This is a genomic window from Rhizobium sp. R86522, from assembly GCF_042466255.1.
GTDB lineage: Bacteria > Pseudomonadota > Alphaproteobacteria > Rhizobiales > Rhizobiaceae > Allorhizobium.
In genome coordinates this window covers 4,402,759-4,426,529 of the sequence record NZ_JAXHBX010000001.1, presented here as the reverse complement: position 1 = coordinate 4,426,529, position 23,771 = coordinate 4,402,759, and the positions used below count along the sequence as shown (strand labels likewise).

The 23,771-nt window shown below is 61.1% G+C and carries 17 protein-coding genes and 6 pseudogenes; 9 read left to right on the top strand and 14 right to left on the bottom strand.

Features of this window, described 5'->3' with window-relative positions:
• Window positions 1–7: 7 nt before the first annotated feature.
• Together SJY08_RS21415 and SJY08_RS21410 are read right to left on the bottom strand one after the other, a co-directional pair.
• Entirely contained in the window at window positions 8–1,015 is a 1,008-nt protein-coding gene (locus SJY08_RS21415) for an amino acid ABC transporter substrate-binding protein (protein ID WP_377278182.1), read from the bottom strand.
• Between the two features lie 96 nt (window positions 1,016–1,111).
• Window positions 1,112–4,162: an aminotransferase class III-fold pyridoxal phosphate-dependent enzyme gene (locus SJY08_RS21410; protein ID WP_377278177.1), complete on the bottom strand. Its 3,051-nt coding sequence runs from the start codon at window positions 4,160–4,162 to the stop codon at window positions 1,112–1,114.
• A gap of 126 nt (window positions 4,163–4,288) precedes the next feature.
• Here SJY08_RS21410 and SJY08_RS21405 point away from each other — a divergent pair, with 126 nt between their 5' ends.
• Window positions 4,289–4,723, top strand: a complete 435-nt coding sequence (locus SJY08_RS21405) for an Lrp/AsnC family transcriptional regulator (protein WP_069042963.1) — start codon at window positions 4,289–4,291, stop codon at window positions 4,721–4,723.
• Between the two features lie 125 nt (window positions 4,724–4,848).
• On the opposite strand, the pseudogene SJY08_RS21400 reads toward SJY08_RS21405, so the two are convergent.
• The 3 pseudogenes from SJY08_RS21400 to SJY08_RS21390 all read right to left on the bottom strand — a co-directional run.
• Window positions 4,849–5,608 (bottom strand): annotated as a pseudogene (locus tag SJY08_RS21400) (ABC transporter ATP-binding protein).
• Window positions 5,605–6,330, bottom strand: a pseudogene (locus SJY08_RS21395) (ATP-binding cassette domain-containing protein). The pseudogenes SJY08_RS21400 and SJY08_RS21395 overlap by 4 nt, the downstream one beginning before the upstream one ends.
• Window positions 6,330–7,049, bottom strand: a pseudogene (locus SJY08_RS21390) (BID domain-containing protein); the annotation flags it as partial. The pseudogenes SJY08_RS21390 and SJY08_RS21395, both read right to left, overlap by 1 nt.
• Before the next feature lie 304 nt (window positions 7,050–7,353).
• On the opposite strand from SJY08_RS21390, the pseudogene SJY08_RS21385 reads away from it, so the two are divergent.
• Window positions 7,354–7,632 (top strand): annotated as a pseudogene (locus tag SJY08_RS21385) (recombinase family protein); the annotation flags it as partial.
• Between the two features lie 173 nt (window positions 7,633–7,805).
• Here the strand turns inward: SJY08_RS21385 and SJY08_RS21380 are convergent.
• Window positions 7,806–8,735 (bottom strand): alpha/beta fold hydrolase, encoded by a 930-nt coding sequence (locus SJY08_RS21380; protein WP_377278174.1) that lies wholly within the window; start codon window positions 8,733–8,735, stop codon window positions 7,806–7,808.
• Window positions 8,736–8,865: 130 nt separating this feature from the next.
• Window positions 8,866–9,837, bottom strand: a complete 972-nt coding sequence (locus tag SJY08_RS21375) for an NAD(P)H-binding protein (protein ID WP_377278703.1) — start codon at window positions 9,835–9,837, stop codon at window positions 8,866–8,868.
• A 384-nt stretch (window positions 9,838–10,221) separates the two neighbouring features.
• Between SJY08_RS21375 and SJY08_RS21370 the strand changes: the two are divergent.
• Window positions 10,222–10,374 (top strand): annotated as a pseudogene (locus SJY08_RS21370) (transposase); the annotation flags it as partial.
• Window positions 10,375–10,868: 494 nt separating this feature from the next.
• Here the strand turns inward: SJY08_RS21370 and SJY08_RS21365 are convergent.
• A pseudogene (locus SJY08_RS21365) lies at window positions 10,869–11,021 on the bottom strand (IS3 family transposase); the annotation flags it as partial.
• 204 nt (window positions 11,022–11,225) lie between these two features.
• Between SJY08_RS21365 and SJY08_RS21360 the strand changes: the two are divergent.
• From SJY08_RS21360 to SJY08_RS21350, 3 genes are all read left to right on the top strand, one after another.
• Window positions 11,226–11,951, top strand: a complete 726-nt coding sequence (locus SJY08_RS21360; protein WP_377278172.1) for an RNA polymerase sigma factor — start codon at window positions 11,226–11,228, stop codon at window positions 11,949–11,951.
• 314 nt (window positions 11,952–12,265) lie between these two features.
• Complete coding sequence (locus tag SJY08_RS21355; RefSeq protein ID WP_377278170.1) at window positions 12,266–13,582, top strand: tetratricopeptide repeat protein; 1,317 nt, start codon at window positions 12,266–12,268, stop codon at window positions 13,580–13,582.
• A 46-nt stretch (window positions 13,583–13,628) separates the two neighbouring features.
• On the top strand, window positions 13,629–14,120 hold the full coding sequence (locus SJY08_RS21350) for a hypothetical protein (protein ID WP_377278168.1): 492 nt from the start codon (window positions 13,629–13,631) through the stop codon (window positions 14,118–14,120).
• Window positions 14,121–14,182: 62 nt separating this feature from the next.
• Here the strand turns inward: SJY08_RS21350 and SJY08_RS21345 are convergent, their stop codons facing one another.
• Window positions 14,183–14,983 carry an alpha/beta hydrolase family esterase gene (locus tag SJY08_RS21345; RefSeq protein ID WP_377278166.1) on the bottom strand — a complete coding sequence of 267 codons (801 nt, stop codon included), beginning with the start codon at window positions 14,981–14,983 and terminating at the stop codon, window positions 14,183–14,185.
• Window positions 14,984–15,083: 100 nt separating this feature from the next.
• On the opposite strand from SJY08_RS21345, the gene SJY08_RS21340 reads away from it, so the two are divergent.
• Genes SJY08_RS21340 through SJY08_RS21330 form a run of 3 tightly spaced genes read left to right on the top strand, consistent with a single transcriptional unit; the run spans window position 15,084 to window position 19,098 of the window.
• The gene (locus tag SJY08_RS21340) at window positions 15,084–16,718 is read left to right on the top strand and encodes a thiamine pyrophosphate-binding protein (RefSeq protein WP_377278164.1); all 1,635 of its coding nucleotides are present in this window, start codon (window positions 15,084–15,086) and stop codon (window positions 16,716–16,718) included.
• Window positions 16,690–17,856, top strand: coding sequence for an OpgC family protein (locus SJY08_RS21335; RefSeq protein ID WP_377278162.1), 1,167 nt, complete (start codon window positions 16,690–16,692; stop codon window positions 17,854–17,856). The genes SJY08_RS21340 and SJY08_RS21335 overlap by 29 nt, the downstream gene beginning before the upstream one ends.
• A gap of 30 nt (window positions 17,857–17,886) precedes the next feature.
• Complete coding sequence (locus SJY08_RS21330) at window positions 17,887–19,098, top strand: CaiB/BaiF CoA transferase family protein (RefSeq protein ID WP_377278160.1); 1,212 nt, start codon at window positions 17,887–17,889, stop codon at window positions 19,096–19,098.
• 18 nt (window positions 19,099–19,116) lie between these two features.
• On the opposite strand, the gene SJY08_RS21325 is transcribed toward SJY08_RS21330, so the two are convergent.
• The 5 genes from SJY08_RS21325 to SJY08_RS21305 all read right to left on the bottom strand — a co-directional run bounded on the left by SJY08_RS21325 (window position 19,117) and on the right by SJY08_RS21305 (window position 23,768).
• The gene (locus SJY08_RS21325) at window positions 19,117–19,332 is read right to left on the bottom strand and encodes a hypothetical protein (RefSeq protein WP_377278158.1); all 216 of its coding nucleotides are present in this window, start codon (window positions 19,330–19,332) and stop codon (window positions 19,117–19,119) included.
• Window positions 19,329–20,102, bottom strand: coding sequence for a hypothetical protein (locus SJY08_RS21320; protein WP_377278156.1), 774 nt, complete (start codon window positions 20,100–20,102; stop codon window positions 19,329–19,331). The genes SJY08_RS21325 and SJY08_RS21320 overlap by 4 nt, the downstream gene beginning before the upstream one ends.
• Window positions 20,099–21,202: a Rieske 2Fe-2S domain-containing protein gene (locus SJY08_RS21315; RefSeq protein WP_377278154.1), complete on the bottom strand. Its 1,104-nt coding sequence runs from the start codon at window positions 21,200–21,202 to the stop codon at window positions 20,099–20,101. Before SJY08_RS21315 ends, SJY08_RS21320 begins: the two co-directional genes overlap by 4 nt.
• Window positions 21,203–21,590: 388 nt before the next feature.
• Entirely contained in the window at window positions 21,591–22,298 is a 708-nt protein-coding gene (locus SJY08_RS21310; RefSeq protein WP_377278152.1) for an SDR family NAD(P)-dependent oxidoreductase, read from the bottom strand.
• Window positions 22,299–23,069: 771 nt separating this feature from the next.
• Window positions 23,070–23,768 carry an ATP-binding cassette domain-containing protein gene (locus SJY08_RS21305; protein ID WP_377278149.1) on the bottom strand — a complete coding sequence of 233 codons (699 nt, stop codon included), beginning with the start codon at window positions 23,766–23,768 and terminating at the stop codon, window positions 23,070–23,072.
• Window positions 23,769–23,771 lie beyond the last annotated feature (3 nt).

Below are 23,771 nucleotides of genomic sequence, written 5' to 3'. Positions count from 1 at the left end.
GTCTACGTCAGCGAGCGGGCGGGGCGTACATCAGGCCTCCGTCATTCCACAGGCGATTGAGGCCGCGATCAATCTTGAGCAGGCTGTCCTTGCCGAGGTGGCGTTCGAAGATTTCGCCGTAATTGCCGACGGCAGAAATCGCCTGATAGGCCCATTTCGAACCAAGCCCCAACGTCTTGCCGGCCTCGCTCTCGATGCTGAGGAAACGCTTCTGCGCGATGGTGCCGCTCTCGGCGAGGGAAGCCGCATTCTCCTTGGTGATGCCCATTTCCTCGGCTTCGATCAGCGCAAACAGCGTCCAGCGTACGATCTTGAACCACTGGTCGTCGCCCTGGCGCACGGCCGGGCCGAGCGGCTCCTTGGAGATGACCTCGGGCAGCACCACGAAACGGTCGGGATCGTTGAGCGTCAGGCGCTGGGCGTAGAGCGCGGAAGCATCCGTCGAATAGACGTCGCATCGGCCGGTGTTGAAGGCCTGGATCGTCTGGTCCGGCTTTTCGAAGGCGATGACCTCGTACTCCATCTTGTTGGCGCTGAAATAGTCGGCCATGTTCTGCTCGGTCGTCGTGCCGGTTTCCGTGCAGACGGAGGCGCCGGAGAGCTCCTTGACGCTCTTCACGCCGACCTCCTTGTTCACCATGAAGGCCTGGCCGTCATAGTAGTTGACGCCGACGAAGCTCATGCCGAGATCGGTGTCGCGCGAGAGCGTCCAGGTCGTCTGGCGCGAGAGAAGGTCAACTTCGCCCGATTGCAGCGCCGTGAAGCGGTCCTTTGTGGAAAGCGGCACATAGGCCACCTTGTCCGGGTTACCGAGTGTGACCGCAGCGACCGCCCGGCAGAAATCGACGTCGAAACCGCCCCAGACGCCCTTCTTGTCCGGCCCGGAAAAGCCGAGCACGCCCTGGCTGACGCCGCAGCGCACCTCGCCGCGCTCCTTGATGACATCGACCGTGCCGGCATAGGCCGTGCCGGCGGCAAAGGCTGCGGCCGCGAGGGCCAGTATTGTAGTCTTCATGGTGTTCTCCTCCTTGATTGATCCTTTTGGCATGCGTCTTCCCGGCCCGGGGAAAGCGCCCCAGCTGACAGGTTTTGAAAGAATGATGTCTGGGCGTTAGCCGAGCGTCTTCTCTACGCCGGCGAAGGTTTCCTCAAGCACGGCTATCAGATGATCGGCGTCGCGCCTGGAGAAGATCATCGGCGGGCGCATCTTCAGCACGTTGTCATGCGGCCCTTCGGTGCCCATCAAGACGCCGCGGCAGCGCGCACCGTTGGATACGGCGCGGGCGAATACGGTGGCGGGCGCCTTGGTCTTGCGGTCCGTGACAAGCTCGATGCCGATGAAGAGGCCGAGGCCGCGCACGTCACCGATTGCCTGGTAGCGCTTCTGCATGTCGCGGAAGGCGTCCATCAGGTAATTGCCGACGGCAAGCGCATTGCCGCGCAGGTCCTGGCCCTCGATGACATCGAGCACGGCAAGGCCGACGGCGCAGGAGACCGGGTTGCCGCCGAAGGTATTGAAATATTCCATGCCGTTGTTGAAGCTGTCGGTGACTTCGCGGGTCGTGACGACGGCGGCGAGCGGATGGCCGTCGCCGATCGGCTTGCCCATGGTGACGATGTCGGGCACGACGCCCTGCGTTTCGAAAGCCCACCAATGGCTCCCGACGCGGCCGAAGCCGACCTGAACTTCATCGGCGATGCAGACGCCGCCCGCCTCGCGCACCAGCCGGTAAACCTCTTTGAGATAACCCTCCGGCAGGAAGACCTGGCCCGCGACGCTCGGGATGGATTCGGCGAGAAAGAAGCCCGGCCCCTCGCCCTTGGCCTTCATGACGGCGATTTGTTCGGCGACGCTTTCGGCAAAGCGCTTGCCGTGCTCCTCGATCGGCCAGTCCGACGGAGCACGATAACTGTCCGGCACGGCAGCGATATGGACATGCGGCTTGGGGCCCTTGCCGCCCTTGCGGCGGAACTTGTAGGGGCTGATGTCGATCAGCTCCTGCGTCGTGCCGTGATAGGACCAGTCGAGCGTGATGGCGTTTTCGCGGCCGGTATGGGCGCGCATCATGCGCAACGCCAGGCTGTTGGCTTCCGAGCCGCTGTTGACGAAGCCGGCGACCGTCAGCTCCTTCGGCAGCGTCGCCGTGAGTCGCTCGGCATAGGCGACAATGTTATCGTGCAGGTAGCGCGTGTTGGTGTTGAGCGTCGCCGCCTGCCTGGCCATCGCCTCCACTACGGCCGGATGGGCATGGCCGATGTGGCAGACATTGTTGAAGCAGTCGAGATAGGCCCGGCCGCTGTCATCGATCAGCCAGACGCCTTCGCCGCGCACGAACTTGATTGGCTTGTCGTAGGAGATCGAGAGGTTCGGCAGGAGCAGATCGCGCCGCATCTTGACGATCTCCTCATGCGAGCGGCCCTGGCGTTTGAACAATTCCTTCGCGATGCCGGCGAAGGTGCGGGCATCGGGGAAGAGTTCCGTCCAGACGTCGAGATAGCGCGGCTCGCCGACGCCAAGGATTTCGGTGGCCGAGAGCGTAGTGTCGGTGGAGATCTGCAGGTGGAGATGAGGCGCCCAACCGCCGTTTTCCTTCGGCGCGCCCATTTCGCCGACCAGCGCGCCAGCTTCCAACCGGTCGCCGGCCTTCAGGCGGTTGACGGCTTCATGGGCGAGATGGCCCCACAGCGAGAGGAAGGGCGGGCAGCCCTCGGGCTCGTGGCGCAGTGCGATCAGGCAGCCATAACCGAGTGGATCCCTCTCGACCTCGACGCTGACGACGGTCGCGGCAAGCGGCGTGAAGACCCTAGTGCCGGCGGCCTGGAAGAGATCGAAGCCGAGATGGTGCGTGCGGCGCGCGCCTTCGATGAAGCGGGAGACGAACATCTCGCCGGCATAGACGGTACGTTCCTCGGCGAAGGGGCCAATGCCGAGCTCGACGCCGGTCTCGCGGCAATAGGCTTCCCAGATCGCTTGCGCCTCGTCCGGCCGCTCGGCGGCGGAGGCGATCGTCATCGGATGGGCGGGGTCCGCATAGGGCACGAGCGCGGCGGGATAGGTCGCCGCGGGCTTTTCGAGGAGGGGCGCGAGCGACTTGCGGTTCGTCTCGATCCAGTCGATGACCGCGCGGGCGCCGGGCACGGCCTCGAAGCCGCAGGCCTTGCGCAGGATGGCGGTGGCGAAGCGCGGGTTCATGCGGTCGAGCTTGCGCAGCAGCGTCCACGCCGGGCGCTCGCTGATCGTGAGATACGGATTGTCCTCGGCGTGGACACGGCGCGAGGCGGAGATGGCCACCGATGTGACGAGGCGCATCGAGATGAGGTCGAAGAGGAGATCGACTTCCTCTTCAAGCAGCGGATACTCGGCGTGGAAGCCCCTGATGATGGCGGCGGTGGCGCCGATCGGGTCGGCATGATCGAGACCGGCATAGGCGGCGGCGATCGCCATTTCCACGATAACGGGCGTGTGCAGCGCATCGCCGAAATCGATCAGGCCGGAGATGCGGTCGTGGTTGGCGGCATCGACCAGCACGTTCCAATCGTTGGCGTCATTGTGGATGACGGCGGCCCGCAACGTCGAAAGGCGCGGCGCGACGGTGGCGAAGCGCTTGAGGAAGCGTTCGACAAGGGCGCGGTCTTCGGCATTTGCTACATGCGAAAGGCGGCCCGCCGAGCGGGCGGCAGTGCGGATGTCCCAGTCGAGATCGCGCAACGCGCCGGGATGCATGAAGCCCTTCAGGGCGGCGTCTAAGCGACCGAGCATGCGGCCGAGGGATTCGAGCGCGGCTTCGCTGCGGCCCGTCTCGGCGAGCGGCACGCCCTCGACCCAGCTGACGAGGCGGAGGCGGTGCGCGGCGCCGTGAGTGTTGGTGATGAAGGCCAAGCTTTCGCCTGACAGCGTCGGGCGGATATGCGGCACCGGCAGATCGCCGGCGTGGGTGCCGATATGGGCGAGGAGTGCTGTCTGGAAATCGCTCTCCACCGCCGGCTCGGCGGCATTGACGATCTTCAGGATGAAGGTCCCCTCGGCCGATTCCACCTTGAAATTCTGGTCGCGCTCGCTGGCGAGCGGCGAGAGCTTGCCGGCAAGACCATAATGTTCCTTGAGCAGGCCGGCTGCGGCGTCGAGGGAAAAATCCGGGGTCGTCTTCAGTATGTCGTTCATGGCAATCCTCTTCTCGATACGAAGATTTGCATGGACGGCCCTTTGGCGCACCCGGCATTATGCCGGTTGCGCCAGCACTGTGTATGCAATAACCGTCATCTTGTCGGCGTGGCGGAGAGGAGCATTATGCAGGGCACGGACAGCATCGACCGGATGATCCTCAGCATCCTCACCAAGGAAGCGCGCATCCCCATGAAGTCGCTTGCCGGTCGCATAGGGCTGTCCCGCAGTGCGACGACGGAGCGCGTCACGCGACTGGAAAAGGCGGGTATAATTCGGGGCTACCGCGCCGATATCGGCCAGCTCGACGACGGCCAGATCCAGGCCTTCCTGCTGGTGACGCTGAAGCGCACGCCCTCGCTCGGCGTGCTGGACCGGCTAGCCGGCTACGCGGCCGTGCGCAAGGTGTCTTCGGTCAGCGGCCAGCTCGACCTCGTCGTGGAGGTTGAGGTCGGATCCATCAACGCACTGAACGAACTGCGGAACGAAGTCTCAGCGATGGATAGTGTAGATGACTTGACGAGCTTGATTGTACTACGGCGAGAGATAGAACGGAGCTAAAATAGGCTATACGTTTGAGTGCCATCCGCTAGTGCTGATGGCCGTGAGACGATCGAGGCGCGGAACCAGCAAGTCATCGTGATCACGGCTCAGAAACTCCAGCGTCCGGCGCTTGAGCTTGGGGTTCAGAACTCATCGCCCAGTTGAGCGACCTTCAATCGACGATGGCTCGCCAGGAAGAGCGTACGGGTATAGTCGGCTTGCATGTCCCCGGCGCGCAACTGTTCGCCGGTCAGTGTTTCCACGGACGAGGCGTTCTGCATCACCATCAGCCGGTCGCACATATAGGAAATTACCGCGAGATCGTGGCTGACGATAACGAAGGTAAGGTCTAGTTCCCGTCGCAACCGATTGAGCAGGTTGAGGATTTTCGCCTGTACGGAAACATCGAGCGCCGAAGTCGTCCCATCGAGCAGGAGAAGGCGCGGCGACAGCGAAGGCGCGCGGGCAATCGCCACACGCTGGCTCTGGCCGCCGGAAATCTCGTGCGTCAAGCGGAAGCGGTGCGCCGCCGTCAGACCGATCATCTCTAGCAGTTCGACCGTGCGGCCGTCGGGATCCGGCAGGCGGTTGATGCGCATCGGCTCAGCGATGAGCCTAGCCGATCGTATAGCGCGGGTGGAGCGAGGCATAAGGGTTTTGGAACACCATCTGCGCAAGGCGGACCAGCTCCGCTCGCCGCCCCTTTCGCAGGCCGATGCCGCCGAGGCTGACTGTGCCCGTCCAGCCGCGGTTAAGGCCCATGAGGGTGCGCAGCACGGTGGATTGTCCCGAGCCGCTTTCGCCGACGAGGCCAAAACTCTCGCCCGGCGCCACCGAGAGACTAAGGTAGCGGACGGCGATGGCGCTGCCGAAGCACACGGTGAGGTTTTCGATGCGGATCATATGCCGGCCTCGCTCCAGCTCGCTTCGCGCACAAAGGTCGGCTGCGGCGTCAGCGGCCCGTCAATGGCGGGAAGGCAGGCCAGCAACCCGCGCGTAAGCGCGAGGCGAGGTTGAGATCGTGGCTAATGAGGATGAGCCCCATGCCACGCCTGCGCACCAGTTCGTCCATGATCTCCAGAACCTGCGCCTGCAGGGCGACGTCGAGGGCGGAGGTCGGCTCGTCGGCGATCAGCAGCTCCGGCTCGCGCATCACCATCATGGCGATCATCACGCGCTGGCCCATGTCGCCGGAAAGTTCGTGCGGATAGAGATCGAAGACGCGCTCGGGAGAACGGATATGCACCGCCTCCAGCACCTCCAAAACATTCCGACGCACGGCGGCGCGGGGCATCGTGCAGTCGCCGAGCCGGATCGCCTCGGCGATCTGCTGGCCGACACGCAAGACCGGGTTCAGCGAGAATTTCGGGTCCTGTAGGATCATGCCCATGCGGCCGCCGCGCAATTGCCGGCGAAGCCGAGAGAAGATCGATGCCGGCAAAGGACATGGCATCGGCCGAAACCCGCGCGTGAGGGGGCAGAACGCCCATCAGCGCCCGGCTGGACAGGCTCTTGCCCGAACCGCTCTCCCCGACGATGCCGAGTTTTTCCCGGCCGACGCGGAAGGCGACGCCCTTGACCGCCTCCAGCACGCGGCCGCCCTCGCCGGTAAAGCCGATGCGCAGGTAACGCTCTCTCGCATCTGCAGATAGCGTTCGAGGTCACGCTTCAGGGCGGGCACACTGACCTCGGCGACGCGTCGCGCGTCGCGCTCCGTTTCGCTGGCAAGAATGCCGGTCTTACCCTTGAGCGGCCCGATCGATGCCGGTTCGGTCTTAGGCTTCAGAAGTAACTGCCGCGCCATGTCCTTATCCGCCAGCACGGCGTCAAAGTTCATCGCCCGGAAGGCGGTTTCGGGATCGGCGAACACATAGCGGAACCGGATCGAAACCTCCTCCCATTGCTTCTTCAAGGCCGGATCAGCGTCGAGCCTCTCGCTGACCGTATCTGCGACGGAATTCTCGAACCGGGTTACGCCGGCGACCATGGGTTCCGACTCCTTGGCTGATTGGGCTAGCGGGGATTGCCGCAAGCCGAGCCATTCGCCGAGCGCGCGAAGGCGGTTGGCGAGATCCGTGAGCTTTTTCTTCTGGCGCAGCGTCCAGTCGAGGCGGTCTCGCAGCAGCGTTCGCTCCACGTGAACGATGTGTAGGCCTCGGTTTTCGGCAAAGTGAAGCGCGTCGCGGTAGAGCGTGCCGCGCTCGTAGTCGAGGGTTGTCTCCTTCGCGTTTTGCCGCGACAGGATCTTCGTCAGCCCACCACTCATCTCGAAGGAGCGGCACCCGAAATAGAGATACAGATCCTCCCTTTGGCGCGTCATCGCGACATAGGTCAGGTGGTAATCCCCCCACCAATCAACCCGCTTCATCTCATGAAGAGATGACGCTAAGTTTATAAGCTTCGCAACACATTCTCTCTCGCACCGTGCACGTATCACGCAGCTTTTCGATTGGGCACGTCTCTGTCCCCTCTATTCTACGCGCATCGGTGGTCAACGACCGAACCCTCCGCAAAATGAAGCCACAGCTTCGTTTGGGGTATACCTGCTGAGACAATCTCCGTGAGACGTAAATCAGTGTATCGTTTGGTTTGATTCTGCAGTTATGAGACGCTACCCAAAGAAGGTCTAGAAGCTAATGAGACGCTTCATGGCGATTTACGGGTATGCGCGGGTCAGCACCATCGATCAGTATCTGGCGATTCAAGAGGCGGCTCTGAAAGCGGCGGGGTGCACGGTCATCCGGGAGGAAAAGAAATCCGGATCGACCAAGCAGGATAGGAAGGAGCTTAACACGCTTCTGGAATTCATGCGCGACGGCGACAACCTGGTCGTGACGCGGGTCGATCGGCTTGCGCGGTCAGTTGGGGATCTGCAGGAAATCGTACGGCTGCTCAAGCAAAAAGGGGTAACGCTGAAGGCGACGGAATAGCCGATCGACACCAGCTCGGCGGCCTGCAAACGGTTCAAATACCCCAGCTTCTCTGCTCGATCACTGAAACCACCCGCCGACCACAGATGTGAAGCGTCCTTGAAACGGCCAAATTGTGGGGTTGTGTCCCTACGTCATCCAGAGTTTGTACCCCTGCCTTAATGGAGGCCCTATGGCGCCTTGCCTGACAAGAATTGCTCCAACGGGAGAAGCGACTGAACCGGATCTTCCGCAAAGGGCAAATGACCGAGTCCCGGTAGGCGCACCAGCGTGGCATTTGGCAGGTCTTGCAGATAATCATCCGCATTGCTGATCGGGATCATGCCGTCTTTCTCACCCCAGAGAAGCAGCGTTGGGGCCTGTATGCGGGCGAGCGTTGGACCGGGTTCGCGCAGGATCACCTGGCTCATGCGTGCGAGGATTGCTGGACGCACACCAGGTGCCAGCATCATGTCGTGGTAGCGGGTGACGCTTGCCTCGCTCAGGACGTCCGGGTTTCCGTATGCCGCAGCCAGATTAGCCTTCAACATGCTGCGCGGTGCCGTGTAGGGCAGAGCGCGCATGATCAGCGACGTCTCTGATTGCTTGTCATAGTCAAAGCCCGGACTGGCGAAACCATCGGGGGAGACCAGGACGAGATTGATAACCCGATCCGGATGCAAGGCGGCAAAGTTCCAGGCAATACGTCCACCCAGGGAATTGCCGATCAGGCTGACGCGGGCCACATCCAGCTGGTCCATCAGGTCGCCCAGGATCTTCATGCTGCGAGCGTCGGTGTAGTCGCCCGTCGGATCTGGACCGGTCAGCCCAAATCCCGGCAAGTCGAAGCGAATAACCCGGTACCGTGTCGACAAGGCCTGTGCCCAATCCTCCCAGGTATCCAGGCTGGCGCCAAAACCGTGGAGCATGACAATGGCCTGGGCGGCCGTAGGGCCGGTGTCGCGCAGTCGCAGACGAACCCCGTCGACAATGCGATATTCCCCTTCATAGATTTCCTCCAATGCGGCACGCTGTTTGTCGGGCTCATAAAGCCAGACAGCGATGGCGATGATCCCAAGGACAGTGAACCCGGCCACCCAGGCAAATATCGTCCTCATCATCTTCCCTCTTCTGGCCATGTCCTGCACCCCATCATGCCTTAAGATCGCCTCAACCCACCGCCGGCGAGGCACTAAGTGGCAATGGAACCCTGCGTTCTCAGACCGCTAATCCTTCAGGCCTCACAGAAACCTAAAAGACGGCGTGGTCTCCCCTCTCAGGCAAGACACCGCCGGCCACGACAGAGCGGTAGAAGTCGATTAAAGTCTCGGTCCCCGTCGAGGGCGTGGCATCCGCATCGTACCGCCCTGTCTGCGGATCGAGCACAAGCATGGATTCGGTTGCGTAGTAGCGGCCGATCCGTGCCAGTTCCGCCTTCTCGCGCAGGGACGGTGCGATCAGGCCAAGGGTTGCGAGGCCACCGATAATGCCGTCGAGCAAGGCGATTGGAACCGATTGGAACCTCGGCTGGCGCCCGAGGAGTTCAAAGAGATTTTCGCCCTGCTGGCGTGGTGTGATCGCCTCACCCGGCCCGCCGATCGGCGAGATGCAGTTCCAGAGGCGTGCATCTTCCAGGCAGTCGACAAGATAACCGCCCAGATCGCCATCGCTGATGGGCTTGCAGGAGGTCAGTGTGCCGTCTCCGAAGATCAGAAAGGGGCGACCATTGCGGACGCGTGCGATCTGGCCGGACAAGGATTTAAAGAAAGCGGTCGGGCGCACGATGGAATAGCGAAGACCGGATGTCAGCAGGGCTGCCTCAAACGCCAGCTTGGCGCGTTGAAAGGCGAGGAGCGGCTTTTGCACGCAGATTGCAGACAAAAGGACGAAGTGATCAACGCCTGCACGCTGTGCCGCTTCCAGAACGTTCAGCTGCGCGCGGTGGTCGATGGCCCAGGCATCTTTCGGCGCGCCGGTGCGCGAGGCAATGCACGAGATCACAGCATCGAATCTGGAGCCGGAAAACCCGTCGCGATCCAGTGATACGGGATCGGAAACATCCACGAACCGGACAGATGCACCCTCCATTACTCGAGAGAGTGTCGTTGGCAGCCTCGCTCCACTGGAACCAGCGGGCGGCCGGACCAAACAGACCACCTCATATCCCCGCCGCACAAGTGCCGCAGATGTCGCCCGACCGATCGTACCGGTGGCGCCCAGCAGGCAGACACGCTTGGAGGCTTGCAGGCCGGAACGGCCCGGCATCACCGAAGTACCAGTGCCCGTCACAGTATCCCCATCACTTAAGGCTGCAGTATGCGCAGTATACAGCCAAGCCCTGTTTTGGTCGCGCTTCTCACGAAAGCCCGCGAAGTAATTGCCGGTCTTCCAAAAGCGAACAACGACCCGACGAAACCGAACCTCTTGTTTTGCCACGACCTTTGCTGATTTCCAAGCACCGCAAAACGCCTGATCGTCGCCGGCTAGTCGGCATGCCCGCCGCGAGATTAAAGGGCGCAAGAGTAGGATGTCAGGAGATCAACAAGACGGGCCCTTCAGGCAGTCGGCAGGTGACCTGTACCAAGCCGATGCAGACAGCTTCGTCGAAGCTTCAACGGCAGTTTCCGCGACGAGTGCCTCAACGGGACCCTGTTCTCGTCGCTTGCTCAAGCCAGCGCCGACCTTACCGCATGGAAGGAGGATTACAACACAAACAGACCGCACTCGTCGTTCGGCGATATCACCACCAGCGAATTCGCAATAAAAATGGCTATGGAAAACCACGCCGCATGAGGCCATATTATTAGCCCAAGATTCTCCTGAAACTGGAGGGAAATTGGATCTCAGGTCACAAGTCACCTGCTCGATGTCTTCTCGATCAAACGCCAAAAGCTCCTCGTGTTTTGCGAGGAGCTTTTCAGTATATGGCGGTTTTTTTTCGAGATTTTGGTTGCGGGGGCCTGATTGCGCGGAGACTTGTAGAATCCGCCTCCCTAGCGGGAACGGAGTTCAACGCTGTGATCCGATCACACGGCTAGCTCGGTTCTCAGACCAATGGGAAGTTGGGCCGCTTCCCGATAGCCCGTTCCTAGCGTTCAAGGATTTGAACCGCCCCGACTTTACCGGAGACCGTTTGGTGTAAGTTGTGCGGCCATGGCTGGCACGTCCAGCATGGCGTAGTATCGTTCTTCGGCCTTGGCTGGCTGGATGTTCCCGATGGGTTCCAGAAGGCCGCGGTGGCTGAACCAATTGCCCCATTCGTGCAGCCTGGCTGGCGAGCAGCCTATCCTGGCAGCAATACGTGAAACGACAGCCTAGCGTGATCGACGCTCGGCTTCGTGATCTAAAACCATGCGGAAGGCACGGTTGCGGACTTCAAGTGAAAACTTGCTCGTGGTCTTGGTCATGACGGCTCCCCTCTCTGAGAAGTTGGAGCCTTCGGCAAACCCTGCGCGGTTCATCCTGCGCCGGATACTATTGCTAAAAGCTTCCTGGCTACAGGACACCCCGCTGTCTTGGACCCGTGACCATGACACACTCGTTCAATTTCCCGAGACACAGTGTTCGCGTGCTTTACTTTCCTGCCTTTAGCGAGGTTACTGGTCTCCTGGGTGTCCGGCAAGCGCATACGGAGCGGAGTACAGATGAGCTTCACATTCTTCGTTGCAGCAGTCGGCTTTGGCCTGCGCATTCATGCGGACGGACTGTTTCTCGACCAGCTTCGCAGTGGAGATGCTGACGCCCTTCGACTTCTCATCGAACGTCATCATGCGGCCCTTGTCGGACTGGCGCAGACCATCGTGAAGAACCGGGCATCAGCCGAAGACGTTGCGCAGGAAACCTGGCTTGCAGTCATCGCAAACATATCTCGGTTTGAAGGCAAGGCAGCCCTCTCGACCTGGATAATTGCGATTTTGCTCAACAAGGCCAAGACATGCGCCAAACGCGAAGGTCGTTACGCACCGCTTGCCGAGGAAACCGATCTGGGCAGTGAAAGCGAAGACCTGTCGGCATCGAAGTTTGATGCGTCAGGGCATTGGGTCGTTGAACCGCGCTCGTTCGACGGGCTGAACCCTGAGCGTATACTTGCCGGGCGCCAATTGTGGAACCACGTCCGGGACATCATCGAGCAACTTCCGCCGGCACAAAAGGCCGTTCTGATCATGCGCGATGTTGAAGGTCATGATGCCGCCCAAACCTGCAAGGCTCTCGAACTCAGCCCAGAAAACCAGCGCGTCATGCTCCACCGCGCTCGCACTCGGATCCGGAACGAGATCGAGGCTCTGCTTCTCGGCAAAAATACTGACCATCACGCAAGCGTGAAAGGAATGCTGTAACGTTCTGCGCCGACCCAAGTCTTACGGGCAGAACCCGACCGGGTTTAGACCAAGAGGCGAACGGCATTGCTAACTTGCAGAGAAGTTCCTGAGATTGCCAGCGACTACATCAGTCGGGAAGGTTCGACACGAACCTGGATGATGATGTCGCTTCATCTCGCGCAATGCAAAAATTGCAGGACCTATGTTCGCGGGCTGAAGATCACGCGGAGCTTGATCTCCGAAAGTCTTCGAGAGCCTGTGAGCGACGAACTCCTGCAAGCCCTTGGCCTAAAAAATCCGGATCGTGATGGTTCTTTGAAGGAGCCGAGCGAATGAGACTGGATGCCTACAATTTTTCAACGAGCACGCTGAGCTCAGAAGCAGAAACGGCCTTCGAGGCGGCAGTTCATGGTCTGGCCGCCCATAGCCCACATACGGGGATGGCGCTCCAGTCGACACTATCGGCGGATCCCGACCACGTGGCGGCCCTTGCGCTCAAGGGTTTTGCAAACCTCATTCTTGCGCGGTCCGAACTGGTGACACCGGCGGCAGAAGCGTTGGCTGCCGCGCGAAGGGCCATGGCCAATCGCGACGGAGGAACCCGGGATGAACAGGTCATGGTGCATGCGCTTTCGGCGGCCGTCGGCGGTTCTTTTTCGACAGCCGCCGAGCGGCTAGATGAGGGCTTTTCTGAACGACCGGCGACCTTTCTTCCCTTCAAGATCTCGCACTCCCTGCGCTTCATGCTGGGAGATGCGAACGGAATGCTGTCGGCCAGCAACCGGGTGATGGAGGTCTGGAGCGAAGACCTGCCGGCGGCTGGCTTCCTGCTCGGCTGCCATGCATTCGCGCTCGAGGAGCATGGCTTCTACGATGCCGCGGAAGGGGCCGGACAGCGTGCCGTGCAACTGCAGCCGGATGATGCGTGGGGCCTGCACGCCGTGTCCCATGTGCACGAGATGCGCGGCGATACCGCGGCCGGCATTGCCTGGCTCGAAGAGGGCCGCCGTTCCTGGTCCCGCTGCAACAACTTCGCCTTCCATATGGCCTGGCATCTGGCGCTGCTGCATCTAGAGCGAGGCGACCACGTGCAGGTCCTGAGGATCTATGACGAGGAAGTCCGCCCGCAACAGACGGACGACTTCCGCGATGTGGCAAATGCCGTATCGCTGCTGTGGCGGCTCAACCAGACCGGGGTGGATGTTGGGTCCCGCTGGGCTGATCTGGCGGAGATCGCACTGAAGCGGCGGCATGATACAACGCTGATTTTTGCCTCTCTGCACACGCTGGCCGCTCTCGTCGCGCTCGGCGAATATACTGCCGTGCGCGATATCATCGCCGGGCTGGAGGTGAAGGCCGCCGGCAACAGCGACCAGGCACGGGTCGCCGCTCAGGTCGGTCTGCCTCTTGCCCGGGTGATTGCCGGAATGAGCACTGCGGCTGACCGAAAGATGCTGGATCAACTAGTGCTCGACATGCCGATGATCGGTGGCAGCAACGCGCAGCGCGATTTCTTCCTACTCGCTGTGGCAAAAGCTGCCGGCACAAACGGTGACAGCGCCGGCTTCTCACGCATTCGAGCCGTTCGAGGCCTGTTGCGAGCCGAAGATCGACTGCTGGGGTCAATCGAAATGCACAGGGCTCTCTAATCTTTCCGATTTGCACCCTATCGACGTTCAACAAGGGGGAACGACAATGACCATGATCGAAACACACCATACGCCTATTCTTCCACGCCTGTCCGGCCGGCTGCTGGCCACCATCGTCATTGCTGGACTGGCTGCGGACATCACATGGGAATTCTGGGCAAGAGCAATAACGCCGCTCCTCGTCGGCGGCCCGCTCGAGCCGGCAGGTCTCGTCCAGAGCGTCTTCGGTTTTCAGAACCTGTTCCTGGCTGAAGTGATCCACGCCATCGTCGGGATCATCTTCTACCCGATCGGCTACCTCTTCATCGCACGGCCGCTGCAGCGGATGATTTTTCCTCGTCTGCCCCTGTTCCTGACCGGGCTCGGTTTCGGGGTCGGCCTGTGGATCTTTGCCCTCTACGTGATGGCCCACTTGATCGCTGGCTTCCCAGCTTTTCTCGGCTTCATTCCCCTGACCTGGGCATCTCTTGCTGGCCACCTGCTGTTCGGGCTTGTTGTCGCCTATGTGGTCTGGTTTCGCGAGCGTTCATCCGCGTGAAGCCTCTCCGACATCAAATCGGAAGTTCCGCACCCCGCTTCGAGGGTGTGCGGAACGGCACCTCAGAAACCGAGATCCTTGAGAGCAGCGTTCAGATGATCAGGACGAACCTGATGGCCGCCGTCATGAATGCACAGCGCGACTTCACCACGGTTGCAGTCGGGGGTGACTTCGCAGGGAATGCCGCCGATGACCTTCTGGGTAGCGATCTCTGGCTTGCAGGTCTTCTGCTGGCGGATGATGGCGATACTCTTGAATGTATCACCCTGGTGGAAGTCCGAGCCGATGGCGCGGCCGCTCAGGGGGAATGTCTTGTCGGCCGAACCGTGAATCTGCACCACCGGCGGCATATCCGCGACACAATCCTTCGGGTCCGGCAGCGGGTTCCAGAACACACCGGAGAAGGTCACGGCACCCGCGAGACGATCTCCCTGTTGGCAGAGCGTATACCAGGCCATCGAGGCACCCTGGGAGAAACCGCCGACAAGCGTGTTTGTCGCATTGAAGCCGAAACGCGTGCTGAGATCATCAAGCACGTGGCCGACAAATCGTTTCTCGTCGCGGTATCGTCCCGGCGCGTTGGGATGCGACCAGGTTCCGTTGAGGCCATCGACGGCCGCAAAGGCCAGGCCATGGGTATGAGCCACCTCAACGAGCGCCCGGTGCTTCATCTGCAGTTCGGCCGAACTCTTGTAGCCATGAAAAAACACCAGCACGCCTTTCGGCGTACCCGACAGGGGCATTTCGATCCGATAGGAACCGTCTTCGACGACGCAAGGCACCTCCGCGCCGCAGTCATCGGCATGAGCCACAGCAGGAACCAGAAGACCAGCCGCGATCAGCAGAACTTTACGAAATGTCACCGTGTCGCCTCCTGCCCCAGACCTTCATTTCCACGTACAGTCTTTGGTGAGGTGCCGCAATTTGGCGGTACTTCACGATATTGAGAGAGGCTTTTGCCCAATGCCAGATGCCATCGAAACCACACCCGCGCGGGTAGTTGAAGCCGTTGCGGCCACGCTGCATGCTCACGGGGTCCGCCACGCCTTTGGCATGCCGGGCGGCGAGGTCGTCACCTTGATCGACGGCTTGGAAAAAGCCGGGATCGCCTTTCATCTGGCTCGTCACGAGACGGCAGCCGCTTCGATGGCGGCGGGCGCCAGCATCACAACCGGCACACCCGGCCTGCTCGTCACCACTGTCGGGCCTGGTCTCGCTAACGCCGTCAACGGCATTGCGGACGCAGCCCAGGAGCATGTACCGCTCGTCGTCATCTCCGGCATCGTCGACCGCGCCACACGCGCTCGCTACACGCATCAGGTGATCGATCACGCTCAGCTCCTGCGGCCTCTGGTCAAGGCGAGTTTCGAGATCGAATGCGAGAGCGCTGGACCCACCGTTGCCCGCGCGCTGGCGCTTGCTCTCACAGAACCGATGGGGCCTGTTCATCTCGATCTCTCCCCTGCCGTTGCAGCCATGGTCGATCCCGATCCGAGGGTGATCAGCCCGACCAAGATCCTTGCGCCTGCAATCGGGGCAGACGATCCGGCGATCCAGACCCTGGCACAGCGACTTGCAAAGGCTGAGCGGCCCCTGATCCTCGCCGGCTTCGAGGCGGCAAGGGCGAATGCGGGTCCTCACATCCTGCGTCTGGCCGAAGCGATCGGTGCACCTGTGTTGACGACCTACAAGGGCAAGGGATTGATCCCGGAAACACATCTTCTCTCTCTCGGCGGTGCCGGACTGTCGCCACTGGCAGACGCTATCATGCTCGACCTGATGCGGCGCGCCGATTTGATCCTGTTGATCGGCTACGATCCGATCGAGATGCGTCTAGGCTGGCTGGATCCGGTTTCGGATCCCGACAGGATCATCGAAATCACTTCCGCTGCGCCAGATCATGCCATGCATCATGCGGCCACCCGGTTCGTCGCCAATACTGCCGACGCAACGGCCGTCCTGGCCAGTGCCGTTGAGACCAAGGCATCCTGGCCTGATGGCGAACACGTCAGCGCCCGGCAAAAGGTCACTGAGATCTTTGCGACCCGCTCGGACTGGGGTCCCCATGCCATCATCGACCTGCTCAACGAGGCGGCCGGCGCGGGTGGCCTTGTGACGGTCGACAGCGGCGCACACCGGATCCTGCTCTCGCAAAAATGGATTGCCCACCGCCCCTTGTCGCTCCTGCAGTCCGCCGGCTTCTGCACCATGGCCGCCGCGCTGCCTCTGGCGATCGGAGCGAAGGTCGCCGATCCCGCACGCCGCGTCTTTGCGGTGATGGGCGATGGCGGGCTGGAGATGGGGATCGGCGAACTGGCAACGCTGCGGGATCTCGGCCATCCCGTCACCGTGGTCGTCTTCCAGGATCGCAGCCTCGCGCTCATCGCACTAAAGCAGGCCTCGGCCGGCCTGGCGCCGGCCGGTGTCGCGCTTGGCGAAACCGACTTTGCCACCATTGCGACCGGATTTGGTGGTCACGGCGTTCGCGTCGAGACGGCCGACGATCTCCGCCGCGAGCTTGTCGCCGCCGAAGGCCGGACAACCTTTACTCTGATTTCATGCAGTTTTGATGCCGATGCTTACAAAAACGCCTTCTGAGCCGACCGCAAGGTCCGACCTGCCACCGCGCATCAAGCGGCCTCGCGATCCGCGCCTCGATGTGTTTCGCGGGATCGGAATGCTGATCATTCTTCTGGCGCATGTGCCGAACGATCACTGGGCCCTGTGGATACCGGCACGGTTCGGTTTCTCCGACGCCACCGAAATGTTCGTCTTCCTGTCGGGCATGGCTTCAGCGATTGCCTTCGGTCGTCTCTTCGACCGGGAGGGGATCGTCATGCTGTCGGCCCGGGTGGTGCAGCGCATCTGGCAGATCTACTGGTCGCATATCTGCGTGTTCCTCGTCATTGCAACGTTGATGGCCGTTGCCGGCAATAAGCCGGATGGGACCTCCTACATCCAGAGCCTTAACCTCGTCCGGCTGTTTAGCGAACCTGCTCCGCTTCTCATCGGGCTGATGAGCCTCACCTATGTGCCGAACTATTTCGACATCCTGCCGATGTACATGGTCATCCTGGCCCTGATGCCGGTCATGCTGCTCGCCGAGCGGCTGAACCGGTATCTGCCCTTGCTGCTGATGACCGTGCTTTGGCTGTCCGCCCAGTTTGCCCTGGTGCATTTTCCAGCCGAGCCCTGGTCCGACCGTTCCTGGTTCTTCGATCCCTTCGGCTGGCAGTTCCTCTTCTTTCTCGGCTTCTTCCTGATGCGCGGCACGATCGTCTCGCCGCCGGATACGCGCTGGCTGATGGCATTGGCCATCGCAGTGGTTCTCGCGACCGTGCCCTTCGCCTGGTACATGGTCCTCGACGCTTCAGTCTTCTTCCGGGATGCGGCCAGTGCCATCCGGCCTTTGACCGACAAGACCACGTTCGGCCTGTTGCGGCTCGTTCATTTCGTGGCGCTTGCCTATATCGCCTTCCATGCCGTCGGCGTCGGGGGCCAGAGATTGATCCATCCGCGCATCTATCCCCTCACACGCGTGTTGATGAAGGTAGGGCAGCAATCCCTGGCGGTTTTCACGACGGGCATGGTCGTTGCACAGATCATCGGCATCTGGCTCGATCACGTGGGGCGCACGCCCTTGTGGACGGCACTTGCCAACCTCACTGGTTTCGCCCTGCTGATCGCGACCGCTTATCTGGTCGCCTGGTTCAAGGCCGCCCCCTGGAAAGCATGAGACGATATGACGTCAGAGACGAGTGAAACAATGACCCAGGAAGACAGACCGGTTCCACCGGGCAGCCTGGAAGGGTTGCGCATCCTGGACCTATCGCGGATTCTCGCCGGCCCGACGGCAACCCAACTGATGGCCGACCTCGGCGCCGAGGTCATCAAGGTCGAAAAACCCGAGAGCGGCGATGATACGCGTAGCTGGGGACCTCCGTTCTTACCCGATGCGAACGGCGATGACAGTGACCTGAGTGCCTATTTCCTCTGCGCCAACCGGAACAAGAAATCGATCGCCATCGATATCGCGAGCGAAGACGGCGTCGCCTTGCTGCGCCGGCTGGTTGCCATTTCGGACGTCGTGGTCGAAAACTACAAACCCGGCGATCTCTCCCGTCGCTGCATCGGCTATGAGGACCTCAGACAGATCAAGCCGGATATCATCTGGTGCTCGATTTCAGGGTTTGGCCAGACGGGTCCCTATTCCGATCGCACCGGCTACGATTTTCTCATTCAGGCCATGGGCGGGATCATGAGCATTACCGGCGAACCAGAGGCAGCCGGCGGCAAGCCGGTAAAGGTGGGCGTCGGGATCGCGGATGTGATGTGCGGCATGTATGCGACGGTCGGCGTGCTGGCAGCGCTCAGACACCGCGACCGGACGGGAGAAGGTCAGCATATCGACCTTGCCCTTTATGACAGCCAGGTTGCCTGGCTCATCAATGCCGCCACCAATCATCTGGTTTCAGGCCGGGTTCCCAAGCCGCTCGGCAATGCACACCCGAATATCGCACCCTACCAGACCTTTGCGGCCTCCGACGAATATCTGGCCGTTGCGGTGGGGAATGACACACAGTTCCAGCGCTTTGCCGAAGCGATAGGACTTGGAGGACTCGCGCTCGACGACCGGTTCCAGAGGAACAGGGACAGGCTTGTCAACCTTGAGGAGCTGCAGGCCCTGATCCAGGCGGAAATCGCGAAGGACACCGCGCTATCCTGGGAAAAACGTCTGCTCGGCGCCGGTGTGCCGGCTGGTCGCGTCGCGACGATCGATACCGTCTTGAGCGATCCCCATACGCTGGCGCGCGGTATGGTGGTGGAACTGCCGGGCGATGAGACCGAGAACCCGGTTCGTTTGCTCGGCAATCCGCTCAAGATGTCGGTGACGCCGGTTCAGTACCGCAGCCGTCCTCCGCATCTCGACGCGGATCGCGAGGCGGTGCTGAGGCTTCTGAAACCAGACGCGGATTGAGGTGGGGCGCCGCCTGCTTCAGCGCTTCGTCCAAACGCTTGCGATCCGCTCAGCCAATGTCAAAACGCCGAAAGCGGCGGCGACATAGGCAATTATGAAGAGATCCTGGAAGATCGTGCCGCGCAGGAACGCCGGGCCTGAGTACCACAGGATCGCAAGCAACCACACAAGGCCCGCAACGAACAGAAGCCCGAGGAGATGGCGCAGGCGTGAAGGCCGAGTTTTCTCGCTCATGAGTTGGCTCCCCGCGCGGTTGGCAATTCGACCCTGAAGATCAGAAGATCGTCACGCTGCTCAACCTCGCCCTCAAGCTCGATCAGCAAACCCGTCTGATCCAGCATCTCGCGCGGCAAGGGACCACCGTCCGACCCTGCCATCAGCAGGAAGTTATGGCCTTCGACTGGTGAGGTCGTCACGAACACGGGCGGCACACCACCGGTGATGCAGAGATTGGCGCAGGCCTTGTGCGCAAGCCCGGTTCCCGGCCGCATGGCGCCTGCGTAACATTTGCCATCGCAGATTTCCCCGGTCAGCCGCCAGCGGCCCAAGGACACCGGCGCATTAGGCTGACTGGCACCCGCTGGCGGTTCTGTACCCACCAGACCGGGCTTGCCGCCCACCAGCAGCATATCCAGCGCACCACGCTTGACGAAGATGCCGGATACTGCCGCCCATTGTCCATTCAGGGGATCAGCTTGGTTCGCGACACCAGCTTTCCCCTGCCCCGACAGCATGATGGCGCGTGGGCTTTGCCCATCCTGTGCGGGCACGCGCAAGATCGGATAGGGCAGCGTTTCCAGGACACCGGACAACTGCCCGCCCCGCAATTCGTCGACATAACCACCGGAGCCTGGGTTCTGCGTGGAAAGCGAAAAGGCCAGTGACGCCGAGACAAGTCCCAGGAATAGGAACACGCCGAAGAGAAGCGCACATTGCGCGATCACCGGCGGGACCTTCTTCGAATAGCCGATGAAGAAACCAGGATCTGGTGGTTGCGGCATCATGGCGACGTCCTCGTTGGCCTTGACGTTGGCGGAGGAGAGGCAGACGGCGCCTCGGCGATAGTGAAAGGCTCGATCCTTGTTCCGAGTGGCACGGCGACAGGATCGACGAGGACCCGTGTTCCAACGACTTTCATACGATACTTGCGGACGCGCTCGCGAAATGGCGGCGGCGCGCACCCGTCCTCGAGGCGATACTGGTAGCCGTGCCAGGGGCAGGTCGCAAAACCCAAGACGATCTTGCCCTCCCCGATGGGGCCATTCTGGTGTGAACATAGATTGGAAAGAGCCGACAACCGGCCCTTGAAACGAAAGACGGCAACGCGTTCGCCCTGTGGTAGCACTCCGATGATAGCCCGGCCTTCCTCGATGCCGTGCAGGTCGCCAACGTCTACCCAGCCTGTCTCCGCTTCGATCCGGGGTGCCGCCTCGTCGATCACTTTCTCCCGGCGCCCTGCCAGCAGATGAAGCACCGACAGCGCGACCAGACTTGCCCCCAGAAACACGGCCGCCATCGGACTGGATCCACCGATGACGGCACCAAGGCCCACATGCAGGACGACTGCGGCATAGGCTGCATAGACACTCATGTGGATCGCCTTCCAGACGGCAGGCGACAGGAAGGACAGCCAAAAATCATGGCTTGTTGCAGCCAAAACGATCAGGATCACGAGAGCAAAGACGCCGAACACTTCGAATGGGAAACCTGCCAGACTGCCAAAGCTCGTGTTGCTAGTGAACAGCGCCGTGAGCTTCGGCGTCGCGCTGAAGGCGAAGTACCAGTCGAGCACGAACATGGCATGCGTGAACGCGACCGCTGCGGTGAGCACGCCGAAATGGCGTCGGTTGTAGAGTAGAGGCAGGAAACGCGGATCGAGTCTCGCGAGCGGGCCCATGGCAAGTACAATGGTCAACAACAGAAAGGCCAACGAGCCGAAGGCGCGCATGCGTAAGATCGGCGTATCAACCGCGCGCACGGAGGGTGAGAGAAGCGGCGCAAGCTTGAGATAGAGAAGGATGTAGACGACCACGCCGGCCAAGAGGACAGCGTCGTAGATCAGCTTGTTGCGGTTCCATCCAACAGGTTTGTATGCCGTGCTCATGGCTGGACCTGCCCCTCGGATGTCCCAAGCTTGATGGAGGGGGCATCTGGCGAGAGCCGGGACGTCGAAGCAAAGGCCAACGCTAGGAGGACAGGCAGGGCGATTGCCAATATCGTCCATATCCACGCATGGGCTTTTCGATGAGCGCGCTGCATGCCGCTACTCTCCCTGGTGTCGAACAAGCACAACCCATCGCCAGACGACCAGCGGCCACAACAGGATAACGCCCAGGACTAGCAGCGGTCGAAACGTGTAGGCACCCGCGGCTGCGTGGTCGATCCGGTCGATGCCGACAGCCAGAAATGCTACGGCGACAATAAGACCCGGCGTACCCCATAAAAGGAGGAGGAACTGCGCTGGATCGGCGAAAGCAGCCATGGCCTTACCCTCATTCCAAACCGGTTGCGGGAATGGCAGCGCCTGTGACAACGGCAGCCTCGGAAGAGACGAGAAAGGCTATCAGTCGGGCGATCGCATCGGGAGAAACCCAGTCGGAGACTTTGGCATCCGGCATGGCTGCGCGATTTTGTGGCGTGTCGATCGTGCCGGGCAGGATGCAGTTGGCCGTGATGCGATTGCCGCGGTGTTCGGCCGCAATGCTCTCTGTCAGTCGAAGCACCGCAGCCTTGGAGGCTGCATAGCCTGCCTGATTGGCGCCAGCCTTTAATCCCGGCGCTGCCGCGATATGCACGATGCGGCCGTATCGGGCGGTCTGCATGGTGGGCAGGACTGCGATCGAAGTCACGAGAGCAACCCGAGCATTGAGGTTCATCATTAGGTCCCACTGATCGAGAGCATCGCCATCAACCGGCCCGGAGGCGAACCCTCCGACCGTATTGACGAGAGCGTCCACGCCGCCAAACGAATCTGCCGCTGCCTCGACCATGGCTTGGGCAACCGCCGGATTGCTCAAGTCAGCGCCCGCAAAGGTGAGGACCTTCGTTTTCGGGGGAAGGGTCTGAACCATGGTGTTCAATGCTTCAGACGTTCGATCTACGCAAACTAGGTTCACGCCCTCGCTAGCGAGTCTAACTGCTATCGCTCGCCCAAGATTGCCAGCCGCACCGGTTACAATCGCGCATGTGGGTTTTCGCAAAACCTGAACCTCCGGATGGATGACAATGGCCGATGAGGGCCGCGACTGGTTTTGTCCATTAGACGCTACCAACTCGGGAACATTACAGTCGGCCACGCGATTTTTTTCCAGCTCACAAAGAAGCTCATCTCTTGCTTCAATGGCGGGGCCAGTTCTCCTCGAAACTCGGGCCTGTTTTTTCCATCGAGGTCAACCTTGAGCACTCCCGTTGCTCTGAGGTCAGCGGCATCCACTGCCGCGGCTAAGTTTGCATCCCACAGAAAGGGTTGCACCTCCGACCGCAACAGCCGTGCCTCCGCTCTTGAACAGATGCGAACCACCGACCCGACATAACTTCGGGTGCATCCCGGCAGATCAACGAGGGGGCTTGTTGACACCAACTTGCTTGCCTGCGTTGCATGCCGGTCGACCCGGTGCGACAGGATCATATTGTGAAATACCCATTTCTGTTCTCCTGTGGCCACTATTGGCCATAGGAAGTACGCATAGCCCCCGGTTCTGTGACGGGGCCGAAATCAGACAAGCTGGTCTAGATGATCACTCCAGAGAGATAACGATGATAGAGACAGGCTCCTCTTGGTTTGTGACCGGCAGCCGTGACCCTCAATCAAACTGACTCTGATCGTTAGCCCGGATCAAACCGTTTCGCATGGGATTGGCGCCAGCCTCCAGACAGGTTTCTGCTAGCGCTGGCCGAACACCAAGAAGGCAGAGCAGTCCAACGGGGGCGATCTCGATCCATTATTGGCACCTTCATTGCCGCAGTATTGCCTAGGCGCCAGATACCGCGCGATCTTCGAGGATCCTGCCGTCATCCAGCGTGATGATGCGATCCGCGAGTTCGAGGATGCGGGAATCGTGGGTGACCATGACGGTCGTGGTGCCGCGGGCGCGACCGAGATCCTTAAAAAGGCGCACGGCCGCCATTCCGCTGACCTTGTCGAGCGCTGCGGTCGGCTCGTCGGCGAAGATGATGTCGGGGTTAGATACGAGAGCCCGTGCGATGGCCACACGCTGTTTCTGCCCGCCAGACAGGTTCGCCGGACGGTAGTCCAGCCGCTCGCCAAGCCCAAGGAGGCCCAGAAGGTGATCCGCCGCTTGGGCGTGCCTCTTGGGATCGCCCCGGCCATGGACCTGCAAACCCATCATCACGTTCTGTCGGGACGTCAGGCTGTCATGCAGATTGTGGGCCTGGAAGATGAAGCCAAGGCGCCTGCGCATGTCGATCCGGGTGATCTCGTCCGATGCAAACAGCTCCTGGTCCAGAAGTCGGATGCTGCCAGCATAAACCTCGCGCAGACAGCCCATAATGGTCAGCAGCGTGGTCTTGCCCGACCCCGACGGCCCCATAAGGATCGTCAGCGATCCGCGCCTGATCTCAAGGTTGATATCGAAAAGGGCCTGTTTGCGGGCCTCGCCCTCGCCAAAGAAGTGGTCGAGACCTCTGACTGAAATGGCTGCGTCTGTCATGGG